Genomic DNA, 15225 nt, shown 5'->3' on the forward strand with positions numbered 1-15225 from the left:
CCTGATGTCCCGCAAGCTCCGCCTCGACGCCGTTCTGATCCAAGCCGTCATTGCTGGTGCGCTGTCCTTCTCCCATCTCCATGACCTGGCCGAAGCGGCCGGGCAGGACGGCTGGAAGGCCTGGGCCTACCCGATCAGCGTGGATCTGCTTCTCGTCGCCGCCTGGCGCCGCATGCGTACCCACGCCGACAACCGCGCCGCCTGGATCTGGTTCGTCATCGCGCTCGCCGCCTCACTGGGCGCCAACATCGCCACCGCCGGACTCCTCGACCTCGAAGAAGTGCCCGCCTGGCTCCGCATCCTCGTCGCCGGTTGGCCTGCCCTGGCCTTCCTCGGCGGCACCCTCCTCGCCCACGCTCCCACCACACCGGAGCCCGCCGCCCCGGCCACTGCACCGCTGGCCGGTCTGGAACCCGAGGAAGTCCCGGACGTCACCGTGGAACGGGCCCCCGACCCTGCCCCGGAACTTCCGCCGGCACCCGCCCCTGTGCCCAAGCCTGCTCCGGTTTCCGCGCCGACGGTGGCTGTTCCTCCGGCCTTGCTCGATCACGCGCAGAAGGTCGCCGACTCGCATCACGCGACGACCGGCGGCCGGATCGACTCGGCCACCCTCCGCACCCGCCTCAACGTCCCCGCACCACTGGCCGACGCCATCACAGCCCAACTCGCCTGAGCCAAAGGAGGTACCACCTTGCCGCGTCCGAACCGCTTCACCGACGTGATCCGCATAGGCCCCGTTCAGGTCGGCACGTACTACGACGGCCGGGGCCGGACCAAGCACACCGCCGCCTGCACAGCTCCCGGCTGCAACTTCTCCGCCGACTACCACGGCCGCCCCGCCGCCGAGCTCGCCGCCAAAACCCACCGCTGCAACCCCTGACAGGAGGTGACCGGTCGTGCGCTACCCCGAAGACCAGTTCAACGCCGGACACATCCCCGCTGACCTGCTCGGGCAACTTCCGCCCGGCACGGACCCCGCACGCGTCGTCATCATCCGCGCAGCACCCCGCAACTACACCGGGCCCATCCTGCTCGCCCTCACGATCACCGGCGGAGTCGCCCTGATCGTCCTCATGATCGCGGTCACCCTGCACGTGTTCGCCGCCGCGACGGTCGCTGTCCTCTCGGCAACCGGCGGCGTGGGCCTCACGCTCAAGCGCTCCTCGCACCGCAGCAAGTAGCCCCCGGGGCGGCCTCAACCGCCAAGTTTCCGCCGCCCCGGGCGCCCAACCCAATCCAGATCCAACGGACCCGAATGGGAGCTCCATCATGCCCGAGAACACCCGCCCCCGGCCGATCTGCGCCCACTGCGACGGCTTCCCCCAGGTCGCCATCACCACCGGACAGACCACCCCCGACGGCCACCGCGAGACCGTCACCGCCACCTGCCACCCCTGCAAGGGCACCGGCCACACCGCCCCCGCCCGCGCCTACGCCCGTACCGGGGCGTGATCTCCATGGCCCTCCTGGACTGGAGCGACAAGAAGCACTTCGACTCCACCGGCGACAAGCCCTGCGTGCTCTGCGACAAGCCCACCCCGCTGCGCTCCGACCGGGGCAAGCCCGTCCACAAGGTCTGCGCCGAGGACTGGATCGACAACCACCCGCCGAAGGAGAACACCCGGTGACCACCACCGCCATCGCGGCGGGCCTGGACCCGGCCACCCTGGGCGACGTGCTCCGGGTGGCCGGGTCCACCGGCTTCGACCGCTGGGAAGAACAGATCCGCCGCACTAGTGGATGCGCACAGCCCATCCACCTCACCGGCGCCACCAAGACCACCGACCGGGCCACCGGCACCCTCCTGCACCACTACACAACCGACACCGAGCCCGGCGGCCGGTTACGCATCGCCTGCGGCAACCGCCGCGCCTCCCGCTGCCCCGCCTGCGCCTGGACCTACGCAGGCGACACCTACCACCTCATCCGAGCCGGACTCACCGGAGACCCGGACAAGGGCACCCCGCACACCATCCGCGATCACCCCCGTGTCTTCGCCACCCTCACCGCCCCCTCGTTCGGCCCCGTGCACAACCGGCCCGGGAACCGGCCCTGCCGCTGCGGCACCCACCACACCGAAACGGCTGCGGAGCTCGGCACCCCGCTCGATACGGCCACGTACGACTACGCCGGTGCAGTTCTGTGGAACAACCACGCATCCGATCTCTGGCGCTATTTCACGATCTACCTGCGCCGTGAGATCGCTCGCCGAGCCGGTCTCACCCAGAAAGCGGCCCGGGAACAGTCCCGGCTGTCCTTCGGGAAGGTCGCCGAGTACCAAAAGCGCGGTGCGGTCCACTTCCACGCGGTGATCCGCTTCGACGGACCGGCCGGGCCGGGCTCCCCGCCCCCGGCCTGGGCCACCATCGATCTGCTCGACGACGCCATCCGCGCGGCTGCCGCCCGGGTTGAGGTCACTGTGCCGGCCAACCCGGCCGCTGGGATTGCTGATGACTGGGTGCTGCGCTGGGGGACACAACTCGATGTCCAGCCCATCGGCGCCTTCGGCAACGGCGAAGACCTCACAGAGCAAGCCGTGGCCTCCTACGTCGCGAAGTACGCCACCAAAGCAGCCGAGACCACCGGCACCGTCGACCACCGCATCGGCAACAAGGAAGCCCTGATCCTCCTCAACGTCCCAGAACACCCCCGGCGGCTGATCGAAGCGTGCCTCGACCTCCACCACGCTTACCCCGACCGCAAGCTCCGTGACTGGGCCCACATGCTCGGCTTCCGAGGCCACTTCTCCACCAAGTCCCGCCGCTACTCCACCACCCTCGGCGCACTCCGGCAGGTCCGCGCCAAATACCGCGCCGCACAGCAACGCGTCGCGCTCGGCCTGCCCGACCCCGGCAACCAGCCCGAAGCCACCACGCTCACCCTCGCCCACTGGGCCTACGCCGGACACGGCCACACCCCCGGCGAATCCTGGCTCGCCGCCAACATCCACCGCGACATCCAACACAACCGAGACCACGCCCGCGAACACCGCGCCGAACTGCAAGCACTCGACGGAGGTAGCTGGGATGACTGACGAGCTGCTCACGGTCCCCGAGGTGATGGCCCGGCTGAAGGTCGGCCGGACCACTGTCTACGACCTGATCCGAACACGTCGCCTCCCCTCGATGACGATCGGCAGCAGCCGCCGTATCCCGGCTGACGGCCTGCGCGCGTTCCTCGCGTCCTGCCTCAAGGAGGCTGCCTGATGGCCAAGCGTCGCCCCAATGGTGGGGGAACCATCACCAAGCGCAAGGACGGGCGGTACCAGGGCGCTGCCTACGTCACCAACACGGACGGGCACCGGGTCCGGAAGTTCGTCTACGGCTCGACCTACGACGACGCAGCCGAGAAGCTGGGCAAGCTCCAGGACCAGGAGCGCAACGGTGTACCGGTTCCCTCGCGAACCTGGACGCTCGGTGAGTGGCTGGCCTACTGGCTTGAGCACATCGTGAAACCGAACCGGGAGCACAACACGTACGTGAAGTACGAGTCCAAGGTGAGGCTGTACCTGGTCCCCCATCTGGGCAAGAAGCCCTTGATCCGGCTCACCCCGGCACAGCTGCGCTCGTTCATGGCCGATCTGATGCGCACGGAGGTTCCGCCGGCCGCGCGCTTCGAGGTGCTTCGGGTCCTGCGGAACGCGTTGAATCGGGCTGTTCGAGAGGAGCTGCTGACGCGGAACGTCGCCGAGCTGGTGGACATGCCCAAGGTGACCAAGCGGGAAGCCAAGCCGTGGAACGCCCGGGAAGCCATCACGTTCCTGCGCTCGGCTCGTGCGCACCGGCTCTACGCCGCCTGCGTCCTGGTGCTGGTCCTCGGCCTGCGTCGGAGCGAGGTGCTGGGGCTCCGCTGGCAGGACATCGACTTTGATCAGCGTCAGTTCACGCCGCTCAAGCAGGTGCAGCGGGTCAAGGGCGTCGGCCTGGTCCTTAAGGACCTCAAGACCGAGTCCTCGCATGCTGTGCTGCCGCTGCCCCGGTTCTGTGCCCGTGCCCTGGAAGAGCGCCGGGAGCTGCAAGACCTGGAGCGGAAGATCGTGGGCGAGGGCTGGGCCCAGGAGCCGGGCCAAGATCTGATCTTCTCGTCGGAACGGGGCGGGATGATCGACCCTGTGGGCTTCTCCAGGAGCTTCAACGCGCTCGTTAAGCGGTCCGGTGTCCGCCGGATCACGGTGCGGCTCGCCCGGCACACCTGCGGCACCCTGCTGGCCTTCCTGAAGGTGCATCCCAAGGTCGCTCAGGCCATCCTTCGGCACAGCCAGATCAGCATGACGATGGATGTCTACACCCACGTCGTGGGCGACGGTGAGCGGGAAGCCGTGACGATGCTCGCGGAACTTCTGGAAGATCCGTTGATCGGCTGATGTCAGCCGTAGATGCAGAAGACCACCTACTGATTTCAGTAGGTGGTCTTCCTGCTGGTGGGGCTAACAGGATTTGAACCTGTGGCCTCATCCTTATCAGGGATGCGCTCTAACCAACTGAGCTATAGCCCCGCCGCGCTGCTGCGCTGACTTCTGAAGATTAGCGCACGTCGGGGCCAGTCCCAAAATCGATACCCGGCGTCCTACTCGTCCTCGGCGAGAGTGAGCTCCACGCCACCCACGAAGCCGGCCGACAGGTTGTAGATGAACGCGCCCAGCGTCGCCAGCGCGGTGGCCAGCACCACATCGATCACCGCGATGACCGAGGTGAAGATGAGGACGCGCGGCAGCGACAGGAACGACTGCAGATCGAAGCCGTTGCTCTCGTTCGAGCCGGTGGCCTCACTGATCGTGCCGCCCACGGTGGAGAAGACGCCCATCGCGTCCATCACCATCCACAGGACGGCGGCCGCGACCACCGTGCAGATACCGAGCGCGATGGAGAGCAGGAAGCTGACCTTCATCACCGACCACGGATCGGCCTTGGCGACGCGCAGACGCGCCTTACGGGTACGCGGAGTGGTCCGCGCCCCTGTACGGGGCAGCCGGGCCGCCTGGGCGCCGTCGGCGCCCTGTACACCGCCCTGCGTGCCTCCGCCCTGCGTACCGCCCGCAGGGGACTGGTACGCCTGCGGCGGGTGGTAGGGCCCCGCCTTGCCCGCCGCGGGCTCCCGCTCGCCGGGCAACGGCCCGGTCGCGTAACCCTCGTACTGCGGCTGAGGTCCCCGAGTGTCCGTCACAGTGCCCCCTTGGGAGTCCGTGGCAGGGCCACGGACGCCGTTCGCGCCTGCTCCGGAAGCGGCCGAACCGGCGCCCGTGGCTCCACTCACGCTCTACTCCTCGTGCTCCCCGGCCGAAGGCGCCGTGCCCTCGACTGTGCCTTCGACCACGTTCTCGGCATGGGCCTCGACCGTGGCGCCTTCGGCCTCATCGGTCCCGTCGACCTCTTCGGCCTCACGACCGGCCTCGGCGTTGCGCGCGATGCCGACGACGGCATCACGCTTGCCCAGATTGATCAGTTGGACGCCCATGGTGTCACGGCCCGTCTCCCTGACTTCATTGACTCGCGTACGGATGACACCGCCGCCGAGCGTGATGGCGAGGATCTCGTCCGCTTCCTCCACCACCAGCGCGCCGACGAGCGATCCGCGGTCCTCGACGATCTTGGCGGCCTTGATGCCGAGACCGCCGCGACCCTGGACGCGGTACTCGTCGACAGCGGTCCGCTTCGCGTAACCGCCGTCGGTGGCAGTGAACACGAACGTACCGGGCCGGACAACATTCATCGAGAGCAGTTCGTCGCCCTCGCGGAAACTCATGCCCTTCACGCCCGAGGTGGCGCGGCCCATCGGACGGAGCGCGTCGTCCGTCGCCGTGAACCTGATCGACTGGGCCTTCCTGCTGATGAGCAGCAGGTCGTCCTCGGCCGACACCAGTTCGGCTCCGATCAGCTCGTCGTCCGCGCCGCTCTCCGTCTCCCGGAGGTTGATCGCGATGACACCACCGGAGCGCGGGGAGTCGTAGTCCTTGAGCGAGGTCTTCTTCACCAGACCGCCCTTGGTCGCCAGGACCAGGTAGGGAGCGGCCTCGTAGTCGCGGATCGCGAGGATCTGCGCGATCTGCTCGTCGGGCTGGAAAGCCAGCAGGTTCGCGACGTGCTGGCCGCGCGCGTCCCGGCCGGCATCCGGCAGCTCGTACGCCTTGGCCCGGTAGACACGGCCCTTGTTCGTGAAGAACAGCAGCCAGTGGTGCGTCGTCGACACGAAGAAGTGGTCGACGATGTCGTCTTCCCGGAGCTTCGTGCCGCGCACGCCCTTGCCGCCGCGCTTCTGCGAGCGGTAGTCGTCCGTCTTGGTGCGCTTGACGTAGCCGCCGCGCGAGATGGTGACGACGATGTCTTCCTCGGCGATGAGGTCCTCGATCGACATGTCGCCGTCGAAGGGCACCAGCTTCGAGCGCCGGTCGTCGCCGAACTTGTCGACGATCGCGGCCAGTTCCTCGCTGACGATCGAGCGCTGCTTCGCGGGGGAGGCGAGGATCTCGTTGTACTCGTTGATCTTCGCCTGGAGCTCGTCGTGCTCGGCGGTGATCTTCTGGTGCTCCAGCGCGGCAAGACGCCGCAGCTGCATCTCCAGGATCGCGTTCGCCTGGAGCTCGTCGATCTCCAGCAGGCCCATCAGGCCCTCGCGCGCGATCTCCACCGTGTTGCTGCGCCGGATGAGCGCGATGACCTCGTCGATGGCGTTCAGGGCCTTGAGGAGGCCGCGCAGGATGTGCGCACGCTCCTCGGCCTTGCGCAGCCGGAACTTCGTGCGCCGGACGATGACCTCGATCTGGTGCGTCACCCAGTGCCGGATGAACGCGTCGATCGACAGCGTGCGCGGCACCCCGTCGACGAGCGCCAGCATGTTCGCGCCGAAGTTCGACTGCAGATCGGTGTGCTTGTAGAGGTTGTTCAGCACGACCTTGGCGACCGCGTCACGCTTGAGCACGACGACCAGGCGCTGGCCCGTCCGCGAGGACGTCTCGTCGCGGACGTCCGCGATGCCGCCGACCTTGCCGTCCTTCACCAGGTCGGCGATCTTCTGCGCGAGGTTGTCCGGGTTGGTCTGGTACGGGAGCTCCGTGACGACCAGGCACTGCCTGTTCTGGATCTCCTCGACCGCGACGACCGCCCGCATCGTGATGGAGCCACGTCCCGTGCGGTACGCCTCCTCGATGCCCTTGCGGCCCACGACGAGGGCGCCGGTCGGGAAGTCGGGGCCCTTGATCCGCTCCATCAGAGCGTCCAGGAGCTCCTCGTGCGAGGCCTCCGGGTGCTCCAGGTACCACTGCGCCCCGGCGGCGACCTCCCGCAGGTTGTGCGGCGGGATGTTGGTCGCCATGCCGACCGCGATGCCCGCGGAACCGTTCACCAGGAGGTTCGGGAAGCGCGCCGGCAGAACCGTCGGCTCCTGGTTGCGGCCGTCGTAGTTGTCCTGGAAGTCGACGGTCTCCTCGTCGATGTCCCGGACCATCTCCATGGACAGCGGCATCATCTTGCACTCGGTGTACCGCATGGCCGCGGCCGGGTCGTTGCCCGGAGAACCGAAGTTGCCGTTGGAGTCCACCAGCGGCATGCGCATCGACCAGTGCTGCGCCAGTCGCACGAGCGCGTCGTAGATCGAGGAGTCACCGTGCGGGTGGTACGTACCCATGACGTCACCGACGACGCGGGCGCACTTGTAGAAGCCCTTCTCGGGCCTGTAGCCACCGTCGTACATCGCGTACAGCACGCGGCGGTGGACGGGCTTCAGACCGTCCCTCACGTCTGGCAGCGCACGCGACACGATGACGGACATCGCGTAGTCGAGGTAGGAGCGCTGCATCTCCGTCTCGAGCCCCACGGGCTCGACACGCATGCCCACGCCCGGGACGGTGGGCTCCTCTTCGGGCATCACAGGGGTGTTCTCGTCGGCCATTGCTGGTCAAAGTCCTTTCGCGCTGCGGCTTGCTTGTACGGCCGACTCAGATGTCGAGGAAGCGGACGTCCTTGGCGTTGCGCTGGATGAACGAGCGCCGCGCCTCGACGTCCTCACCCATCAGCACCGAGAACAGGTCGTCGGCCTGCGCCGCGTCGTCCAGCGTGACCTGGCCCAGCACACGGTGGTCGACGTCCATCGTGGTGACGCGCAGCTCCTCGGCGTTCATCTCGCCGAGGCCCTTGAAGCGCTGGATCGAGTCTTCCTTGATCCGCTTGCCGTTCTGCTTGCCGAGCTCCACCAGGGCGTCGCGCTCACGGTCCGAGTACGCGTACTCGAAGTCGTCGCGGCCCCACTTGATCTTGTAGAGCGGCGGGCGCGAGAGATAGACGTGCCCGGACTCGACCAGCGGCCGCATGAATCGGAACAGGAAGGTCAGCAGCAGGGTGTTGATGTGCTGCCCGTCGACGTCGGCGTCCGCCATCAGGATGATCTTGTGATAGCGGAGCTTCTCGATGTCGAAGTCCTCGTGGACCCCGGTGCCGAAGGCCGAGATCAGCGCCTGGACCTCGGTGTTCTGCAGGATCTTGTCGATCCGGGCCTTCTCGACGTTCAGGATCTTGCCTCGGATCGGCAGGATGGCCTGGTACATCGGGTTACGGCCGGACTTCGCCGAACCACCGGCGGAGTCACCCTCGACGATGAAGATCTCGCACTTCGTCGGGTCGTTGGACTGGCAGTCACTCAGCTTGCCGGGGAGCGAGGCGCTCTCCAGGAGCCCCTTGCGCCGGGTCAGGTCACGGGCCTTACGGGCCGCGACACGCGCCGTGGAGGCCGCGATGCCCTTGCGGATGATGTCGGCGGCCTCGTTGGGGTTCCGGTCGAACCAGTCCGTCAGCTGCTCGTGGACGACCTTCTGGACGAAGGTCTTCGCCTCGGTGTTGCCCAGCTTCGTCTTCGTCTGGCCCTCGAACTGGGGCTCGCCCAGCTTCACCGAGATGATCGCCGTCAGACCCTCACGGACGTCCTCACCGGTGAGGTTGTCGTCCTTCTCGCGCAGCAGCTTCTTGTCGCGGGCGTAACGGTTGACCAGCGAGGTCAGAGCCGCACGGAAGCCCTCCTCGTGCGTACCGCCCTCATGCGTGTGGATCGCGTTGGCGAAGGAGTAGACGCCTTCGGTGTACTGCGTGTTCCACTGCATGGCGATCTCGGCCGACAGGAGCCGGTCCTTGTCCTCGGCCTCGATGTCGATCACCGACTGGTGGATGAGGTCGCCCTTGCGGGAGTTCAGGTACTTGACGAAGTCGACGATGCCGTTCTCGTAGTGGTACGTGACCGTCCGGTTCGGCTCCTCCTCGGGTACGTCGACCACCTCGGCGCTGTCCGCGCCGGCCGTGGCCTTCGCCGACTCGCGCTCGTCGGTGAGCTTGAGGGTGAGTCCCTTGTTGAGGAACGCCATCTCCTGGAAGCGGCGCGACAGGGTCTCGAAGGAGTAGACGGTGGTCTCGAAGACGTCCCCGTCCGCCCAGAAGGTGACGCTCGTCCCGGACTCCTCGGTGGCCTCGTGACGGGCCAGCGGGGCGGTCGGGACACCGAGCTTGTAGTCCTGGGTCCAGCGGTAGCCGTCCGTCTTCACTTCCACGGCCACCCGTGTGGACAGGGCGTTGACGACGGACACACCGACGCCGTGCAGACCACCGGAGACGGCGTAGCCGCCGCCGCCGAACTTGCCGCCGGCGTGCAGGACGGTGAGGACGACCTCGACAGCCGGCTTGCCTTCTGACGGCACGATGCCGACCGGGATGCCGCGGCCGTTGTCGATCACGCGCACCCCGCCGTCGGCGAGGATCGTGACATCGATGGTATCCGCGTGCCCTGCCATCGCCTCGTCGACCGAGTTGTCGACAACCTCTTGCACGAGGTGGTGGAGACCGCGCTCACCGGTGGACCCGATGTACATGCCGGGTCGCTTGCGGACCGCGTCCAGGCCTTCGAGCACGGTGATCGCGCTGGCGTCGTACGAGGCGGTGACCTCTCCGTGCTCACCGGCTGTCGACGGATTGTTCTCGTTGGGGTTGCCGGAATCGGCCACGAAGCGCCCTTTCTGGCACAGCACAGGCCGTTCTCCGGCTGGCGGGAGCGGCTGCGTCGTTCGGCTTGTATCGACGACTCCCGCAAGGAAGCGGGATTGTCCACCAGTCTACCGGTAGCGCTGACATGAATGGGGGTTTGCCGGTGCCTGAGTACGCATGTGCCGCCCTGAATGAGCGGCTGACGACTCCCCATATTCAGGAAGGGGCCCGGGGAGGCTCACGAGGGCATTGCGCGCTTCGGGCTGTCAACCTCCCGCTACGGTGAGGGACGCCTCTCGGCCCCCGCGTGGCCCAGATCCACGCATTGCGGTACAGACGGGAAACACCGGGTAGTCGACGAACCATGACAGAAGAGGGTGTAACGCCCTTCCGGCCGTCCCCGGTACGAGCCGTGCCCCAGGGCCGCGCTCAAGGAAAAGCCCTGCTCAGCCGTAGGTGTCTCCGGGCCCTTTGCTCCCGGGCGCCCTGAGGGGGCCGAATCTGCGCTGCGGACCACCGGGACCGAGGACCTTGATCATCCGTACGGTGCCGTTCCCCAGGTCCGCGTTCAGCCGCGCGACCAGCTGCGGCGCCAGCAGGCGGAGCTGCGTCGCCCATGCCGTCGAGTCGCACTGCACGGTCAGGACCCGCTCCGCCGGGTCCTCGTCGTACCGAACCGGTACACAGTGATTGGCCAGATCGTCACCGACGATCTGCGGCCAGCGGCCCATCACTCCGCCGACCGCCGCCGGGGTCTCCCAGCCCCGCTCGGTGATCAGCCGGTTGATCGCCGAGCCCAGGGCCAGCGGATCACGGCCGTCGGACCGGGCGCCTGACCGCAGACCACCACCCCGCCTCGCCTGGTTCTTCTGCTGCGCCGCTGCGCCCCGGGCACGCGCCTGCTCCTTCGCGGCACGCAGAGCCACACGCGCCAGGTCCACACCCGACACCTCCGGCTGCTTGGCCGGACCCGGTGCGGATGCGCCCTGTTCGTCCGGGCCGCTCACAGTCGCTCCACCGCCCCGGCGGATACCGCGTACCGCGCTCCGGCCAGTACACCCGGGACGTCGTCGTCCACAGCGGCCGTGACCAGCACCTGCTCACCCGGGGCCACGAGCTCGGCCAGCCGCTCGCGCCGGCGCGCGTCCAGTTCGGCGAAGACGTCGTCGAGCACCAGCACCGGCTCGTTCCCCTCGGTACGCAGCAGGTCGTACGAGGCCAGTCGCAGCGCCAGGGCGTACGACCAGGACTCGCCGTGGCTCGCGTACCCCTTCGCCGGCATTCCGCGCAGGCCCAGCACCAGGTCGTCACGGTGCGGACCGACCAGGGTCACCCCGCGCTCGATCTCCTGCTTACGTGCCTGGACCAGGGCGGCCATCACTTGTTCGTACAGCTCCTCACGGGTGCGCGCCGGCTCCACGGCGGCACCGATCGAGCTGCGGTACTCCAGCGTCACCGGGCCACCACCTGGGGCGACGTCCCCGTACGCCTTGTCCGCCAGCGGCTGAAGGGTCGCGATCAGGTCCAGGCGCTGGGCCAGCAGCTCCGCCGCCACCCGGCCCAGGTGCTGGTCCCACACGTCCAATGTGGACAGATCCATGGAACGGCCGCCGTGCCTGCGGGCCATGGCTGCCGATTTCAACAGGGTGTTGCGCTGCTTCAGGACCCGATCGTAGTCGGAGCGGACCCCGGCCATACGGGGCGAGCGAGCCGTGATCAGTTCGTCCAGGAAGCGCCGACGCTCGCCGGGGTCGCCCTTCACCAGGGCCAGATCCTCCGGGGCGAAGAGCACCGTCCGCACTATGCCCAGGACGTCACGCGGCCTGACCTGCGACGACCTGTTGATACGGGCCCGATTGGCCCGCCCCGGATTGAGTTCGAGCTCGATCAGCTGCGAGCGCTCGCCCTGGGTCACCGCAGCGCGTACGACCGCGCGCTCGGCACCCATGCGCACCAGGGGCGCATCGGACGACACCCGGTGACTGCCGAGCGTGGCGAGATAGCCGACCGCCTCGACCAGATTGGTCTTGCCCTGGCCGTTGGCCCCTACGAACGCGGTGACGCCCGGGTCGAGAGGAACCTCGACCCGGGCGTACGAGCGGAAGTCGGCCAGCGAGAGATGCGTCACGTGCATGGTCGCCGACCCTTCCGACTGCGTGCTCTGCTGTGTGCCGCAGGCCGCCTGCTGCGCGCGGCCTGCTTCCTGCGGACCTACTTCTTGTTCTCGACCGCGTGGCCACCGAACTGGTTGCGCAGCGCGGCGATCATCTTCATCTGGGGCGAGTCGTCCTGTCGCGAGGCGAAGCGCGCGAAGAGGGACGCGGTGATCGCGGGCAGCGGCACCGCGTTGTCGATCGCGGCCTCGACCGTCCACCGGCCCTCACCGGAGTCCGCGGCGAAGCCACGGAGCTGGTCGAGGTGCTCGTCGTCGTCCAGCGCGTTGACAGCCAGGTCGAGCAGCCAGGAACGGATGACCGTACCTTCCTGCCACGAGCGGAAGACCTCGCGCACGTCGGTGACCGAGTCGACCTTCTCCAGGAGCTCCCAGCCCTCGGCGTAGGCCTGCATCATGGCGTACTCGATGCCGTTGTGGACCATCTTGGCGAAGTGGCCGGCGCCGACCTTGCCCGCGTGGACGGAACCGAAGTCACCCTCGGGCTTCAGCGCGTCGAAGATCGGCTGGACCTTGGCGACGTTCTCCTCGGTGCCGCCGTACATCAGGGCGTAGCCGTTCTCCAGGCCCCAGACGCCGCCGGAGACGCCGCAGTCGACGAAGCCGATGTCCTTGATGCCCAGCTCGACGGCGTGCTTCTCGTCATCGGTCCAGCGGGAGTTGCCGCCGTCCACGACGACGTCGCCCGGGGACAGCAGGTCGGCCAGCTCGTCGATGGTCGACTGGGTCGCGGCACCGGCCGGGACCATCACCCACACGACGCGCGGGCCCTTGAGCTTGCCCACAAGCTCTTCGAGGCTGTGGACATCGGCGACGTCCGGGTTGCGGTCGTAACCGATGACCGTGTGCCCTGCGCGGCGGATGCGCTCGCGCATGTTGCCGCCCATCTTGCCGAGGCCGACGAGACCGAGCTCCATCAGAGATTCCTTAAGCGTTGTGCCGATTCGTACCCAGGACCGAGCCTACGCCCGGCCGGGACAGCACGGCGGGGTGCAGCACGGTGGGCCCGCTCTGCGCTGAGCCTGCCCGCCGGAAACTGCCATGACAGGGGACGACCGCCGGATCAGCCGGAAAGACGGACCGGCATGATCAGGTACTTGTACGCGTCGTCCGCCTCGGCGTCGACCGCCGGCCTGCCGCTGAGCAGCGCGGGCTTGGTCGAGGTCGTGAAGGAGAGCTGTGCGACCGGGGAGTCGATCGCACTGAGCCCGTCCAGCAGGAAGGTCGGGTTGAACGCGATCGAGATGTCGTCGCCGTCGAGCACGGCGTCGACACGCTCCACAGCCTGTGCGTCGTCGCTGGAGCCGGCCTCCAGGATCAGCACACCCTGCTCGAAGCTGAGCCGCACAGGGGTGTTGCGCTCGGCGACGAGAGCCACGCGCTTGACGGCCTCGACGAACGGGGCCGTCTCGATCACCGCGACCGAGTTGAACTCGGTGGGGAAGAGCGTCCGGTACTTCGGCAGGTCGCCCTCGAGCAGTCGCGTGGTCGTACGGCGGCCCGCGCCCTCGAACCCGATGAGCCCTTCGCCTGCACCCGAGCCGGAGAGTGCCAGTGTCACCGTGTCACCACTGGTCAGCGCCTTGGCGGTGTCCAGCAGCGTCTTGGCCGGCACAAGGGCCACGGCCGAGGCGTCCGGGTTCTCCGGCTTCCACAGGAACTCACGGACCGCGAAGCGGTAGCGGTCGGTGGACGCGAGGGTGACGGTGTCGCCCTCGATCTCGATCCGCACACCGGTCAGGACGGGCAGGGTGTCGTCGCGGCCGGCCGCGATGGCGACCTGGGCCGCCGCGGAGGCGAAGACCTCACCGGGGACGGTGCCCGTGGCGGTCGGCATCTGCGGCAGCGCCGGGTACTCCTCCACAGGAAGGGTGTGGAGTGTGAATCGCGAGGAGCCGCAGACCACCGTGGCCCGTACACCGTCGGTGGAGATCTCCACCGGCCTGTTCGGCAGAGCGCGGCAGATGTCGGCGAGCAGCCGGCCGGAGACCAGCACCGTGCCGTCCTCCTCGATCTCCGCGTCCACCGAGACCTTGGCCGAGACCTCGTAGTCGAAGCTCGAGAAGCTGAGGGCGCCGTCCTCAGCCTTCAGAAGAAGGCCCGCAAGAACGGGCGCCGGCGGACGGGCCGGGAGGCTGCGGGCCACCCAGGCCACCGCCTCCGCGAGTACATCGCGCTCCACCCGGATCTTCACCGGAACCGCCTCCTGCTGTTGCTCGCTCGCCCTGCTGGCCTTCGTCGTCTGACCGGGGCTCCCGCCGAAGGGCTGGGATGCCACCGGGGTCCAGTCTGACGTACGGCACCGACACTCGTTGCTGCTCGGGGTCAAGTCGCGCCAAGAGGTCCGCCGAGCTCGCCCGTCGAGTTGTACACAGGCCCCACTTCGAAGCGGATTCCTGGCTAACTCTGAGTGGTAGTAGTAGTAGGCCCTGTGGAAACCGTGGATAACGTCATTTGCGCAGGTCAGACACGGTTTTTTGTCCACCGACCCTGTGGGTGGCACCGGTGGACAACCAGGCGTTTCTGTGGACACGCGAAAGTTCTGCACACCCGATGCACAGGGCGGAGTCACTTCTCCCCAGGCCTGTCCCCAGCTTTACCCACGTTCCCCACAGCTCAACCAAAGCCCCTCGTGTGACGCCTTTCACTCTCGGCAGTGAAAGGCGGTGTCGGGTTGCCGAACAGTGGACAGGGGTGTGGAGAAGCTGGGGACAACGGGGTCGCGCCTGTGGGCCGCCGGTGGACAACAGCAGCGTGACCCTGTGGACGAATTTTCTGTCCACAGGCTGTGGATCATCGTTGACCACAAATCCCCAGGCATGTGACCTGGCCTGATGGAGTATCGACAGCAGGCTCTGTGGACGCAATCTGGACAACTTCACAGTCCCCAGGCTGTGGATGCCAGATTTCCCGTTCTTCTGTGGAGAAGCGCTCGTCAGGGGCCTGTATTCGAACACCCCACACGGATTCGTCCACCCCGCAGACCTTCGACGTTCGTGTGAGCGGGTGCACGGAGCGGTCCTGAAGGCCGGTCCGGGGCTGCTCCTGGGACGCCTCGTGGCAGCCCTTGGAGGCGCTCTCCGGGGCTCCTGACGA

Annotated in this window: 15 protein-coding genes and 1 tRNA gene; 8 read left to right on the forward strand and 8 right to left on the reverse strand. The window is 67.8% G+C overall.

The window, feature by feature from the left end; all coding sequences use genetic code 11:
- Positions 1-4: 4 nt before the first annotated feature.
- The 8 genes from HED23_RS34805 (at position 5) to HED23_RS34840 (ending at position 4363) form a co-directional block, all read left to right on the forward strand.
- Positions 5-673, forward strand: coding sequence for a DUF2637 domain-containing protein (locus tag HED23_RS34805; protein WP_203187276.1), 669 nt, complete (start codon positions 5-7; stop codon positions 671-673).
- Positions 674-691: 18 nt separating this feature from the next.
- Entirely contained in the window at positions 692-880 is a 189-nt protein-coding gene (locus HED23_RS34810; protein WP_203187277.1) for a mobile element transfer protein, read from the forward strand.
- A 16-nt stretch (positions 881-896) separates the two neighbouring features.
- Entirely contained in the window at positions 897-1181 is a 285-nt protein-coding gene (locus HED23_RS34815) for a hypothetical protein (protein WP_203187278.1), read from the forward strand.
- Between the two features lie 88 nt (positions 1182-1269).
- The gene (locus tag HED23_RS34820; RefSeq protein WP_203187279.1) at positions 1270-1452 is read left to right on the forward strand and encodes a hypothetical protein; all 183 of its coding nucleotides are present in this window, start codon (positions 1270-1272) and stop codon (positions 1450-1452) included.
- A complete protein-coding gene (locus tag HED23_RS34825) occupies positions 1449-1628 on the forward strand; it encodes a hypothetical protein (RefSeq protein ID WP_238442359.1) in 180 nt (59 codons plus the stop codon). The genes HED23_RS34820 and HED23_RS34825 overlap by 4 nt, the downstream gene beginning before the upstream one ends.
- A complete protein-coding gene (repSA, locus tag HED23_RS34830) occupies positions 1625-3034 on the forward strand; it encodes a replication initiator protein RepSA (RefSeq protein WP_203187281.1) in 1410 nt (469 codons plus the stop codon). Before HED23_RS34825 ends, repSA begins: the two co-directional genes overlap by 4 nt.
- Positions 3027-3206 (forward strand): helix-turn-helix domain-containing protein, encoded by a 180-nt coding sequence (locus HED23_RS34835; protein ID WP_203187282.1) that lies wholly within the window; start codon positions 3027-3029, stop codon positions 3204-3206. The genes repSA and HED23_RS34835 overlap by 8 nt, the downstream gene beginning before the upstream one ends.
- On the forward strand, positions 3206-4363 hold the full coding sequence (locus tag HED23_RS34840; RefSeq protein WP_203187283.1) for a tyrosine-type recombinase/integrase: 1158 nt from the start codon (positions 3206-3208) through the stop codon (positions 4361-4363). The genes HED23_RS34835 and HED23_RS34840 overlap by 1 nt, the downstream gene beginning before the upstream one ends.
- Positions 4364-4418: 55 nt before the next feature.
- Here the strand turns inward: HED23_RS34840 and HED23_RS34845 are convergent.
- From HED23_RS34845 to dnaN, 8 genes are all read right to left on the reverse strand, one after another.
- Positions 4419-4495: transfer RNA gene (locus HED23_RS34845), tRNA-Ile, on the reverse strand.
- A 71-nt stretch (positions 4496-4566) separates the two neighbouring features.
- Complete coding sequence (locus tag HED23_RS34850; protein ID WP_203187284.1) at positions 4567-5163, reverse strand: DUF3566 domain-containing protein; 597 nt, start codon at positions 5161-5163, stop codon at positions 4567-4569.
- Positions 5164-5256: 93 nt separating this feature from the next.
- Positions 5257-7884, reverse strand: a complete 2628-nt coding sequence (gyrA, locus tag HED23_RS34855; RefSeq protein ID WP_203187285.1) for a DNA gyrase subunit A — start codon at positions 7882-7884, stop codon at positions 5257-5259.
- A gap of 46 nt (positions 7885-7930) precedes the next feature.
- A complete protein-coding gene (gene gyrB / locus HED23_RS34860) occupies positions 7931-10000 on the reverse strand; it encodes a DNA topoisomerase (ATP-hydrolyzing) subunit B (protein ID WP_203187286.1) in 2070 nt (689 codons plus the stop codon).
- A 402-nt stretch (positions 10001-10402) separates the two neighbouring features.
- Positions 10403-10963: a DUF721 domain-containing protein gene (locus HED23_RS34865; RefSeq protein ID WP_238442227.1), complete on the reverse strand. Its 561-nt coding sequence runs from the start codon at positions 10961-10963 to the stop codon at positions 10403-10405.
- A complete protein-coding gene (gene recF, locus HED23_RS34870) occupies positions 10960-12090 on the reverse strand; it encodes a DNA replication/repair protein RecF (RefSeq protein WP_203187287.1) in 1131 nt (376 codons plus the stop codon). Before recF ends, HED23_RS34865 begins: the two co-directional genes overlap by 4 nt.
- A 77-nt stretch (positions 12091-12167) precedes the next feature.
- Positions 12168-13046, reverse strand: a complete 879-nt coding sequence (gnd, locus tag HED23_RS34875) for a phosphogluconate dehydrogenase (NAD(+)-dependent, decarboxylating) (protein ID WP_014155225.1) — start codon at positions 13044-13046, stop codon at positions 12168-12170.
- Between the two features lie 146 nt (positions 13047-13192).
- Positions 13193-14323, reverse strand: a complete 1131-nt coding sequence (dnaN, locus tag HED23_RS34880; protein WP_203187768.1) for a DNA polymerase III subunit beta — start codon at positions 14321-14323, stop codon at positions 13193-13195.
- Positions 14324-15225: the final 902 nt, after the last annotated feature.

This window comes from Streptomyces pratensis, assembly GCF_016804005.1.
In the GTDB taxonomy this organism is placed as follows: domain Bacteria; phylum Actinomycetota; class Actinomycetes; order Streptomycetales; family Streptomycetaceae; genus Streptomyces; species Streptomyces pratensis_A.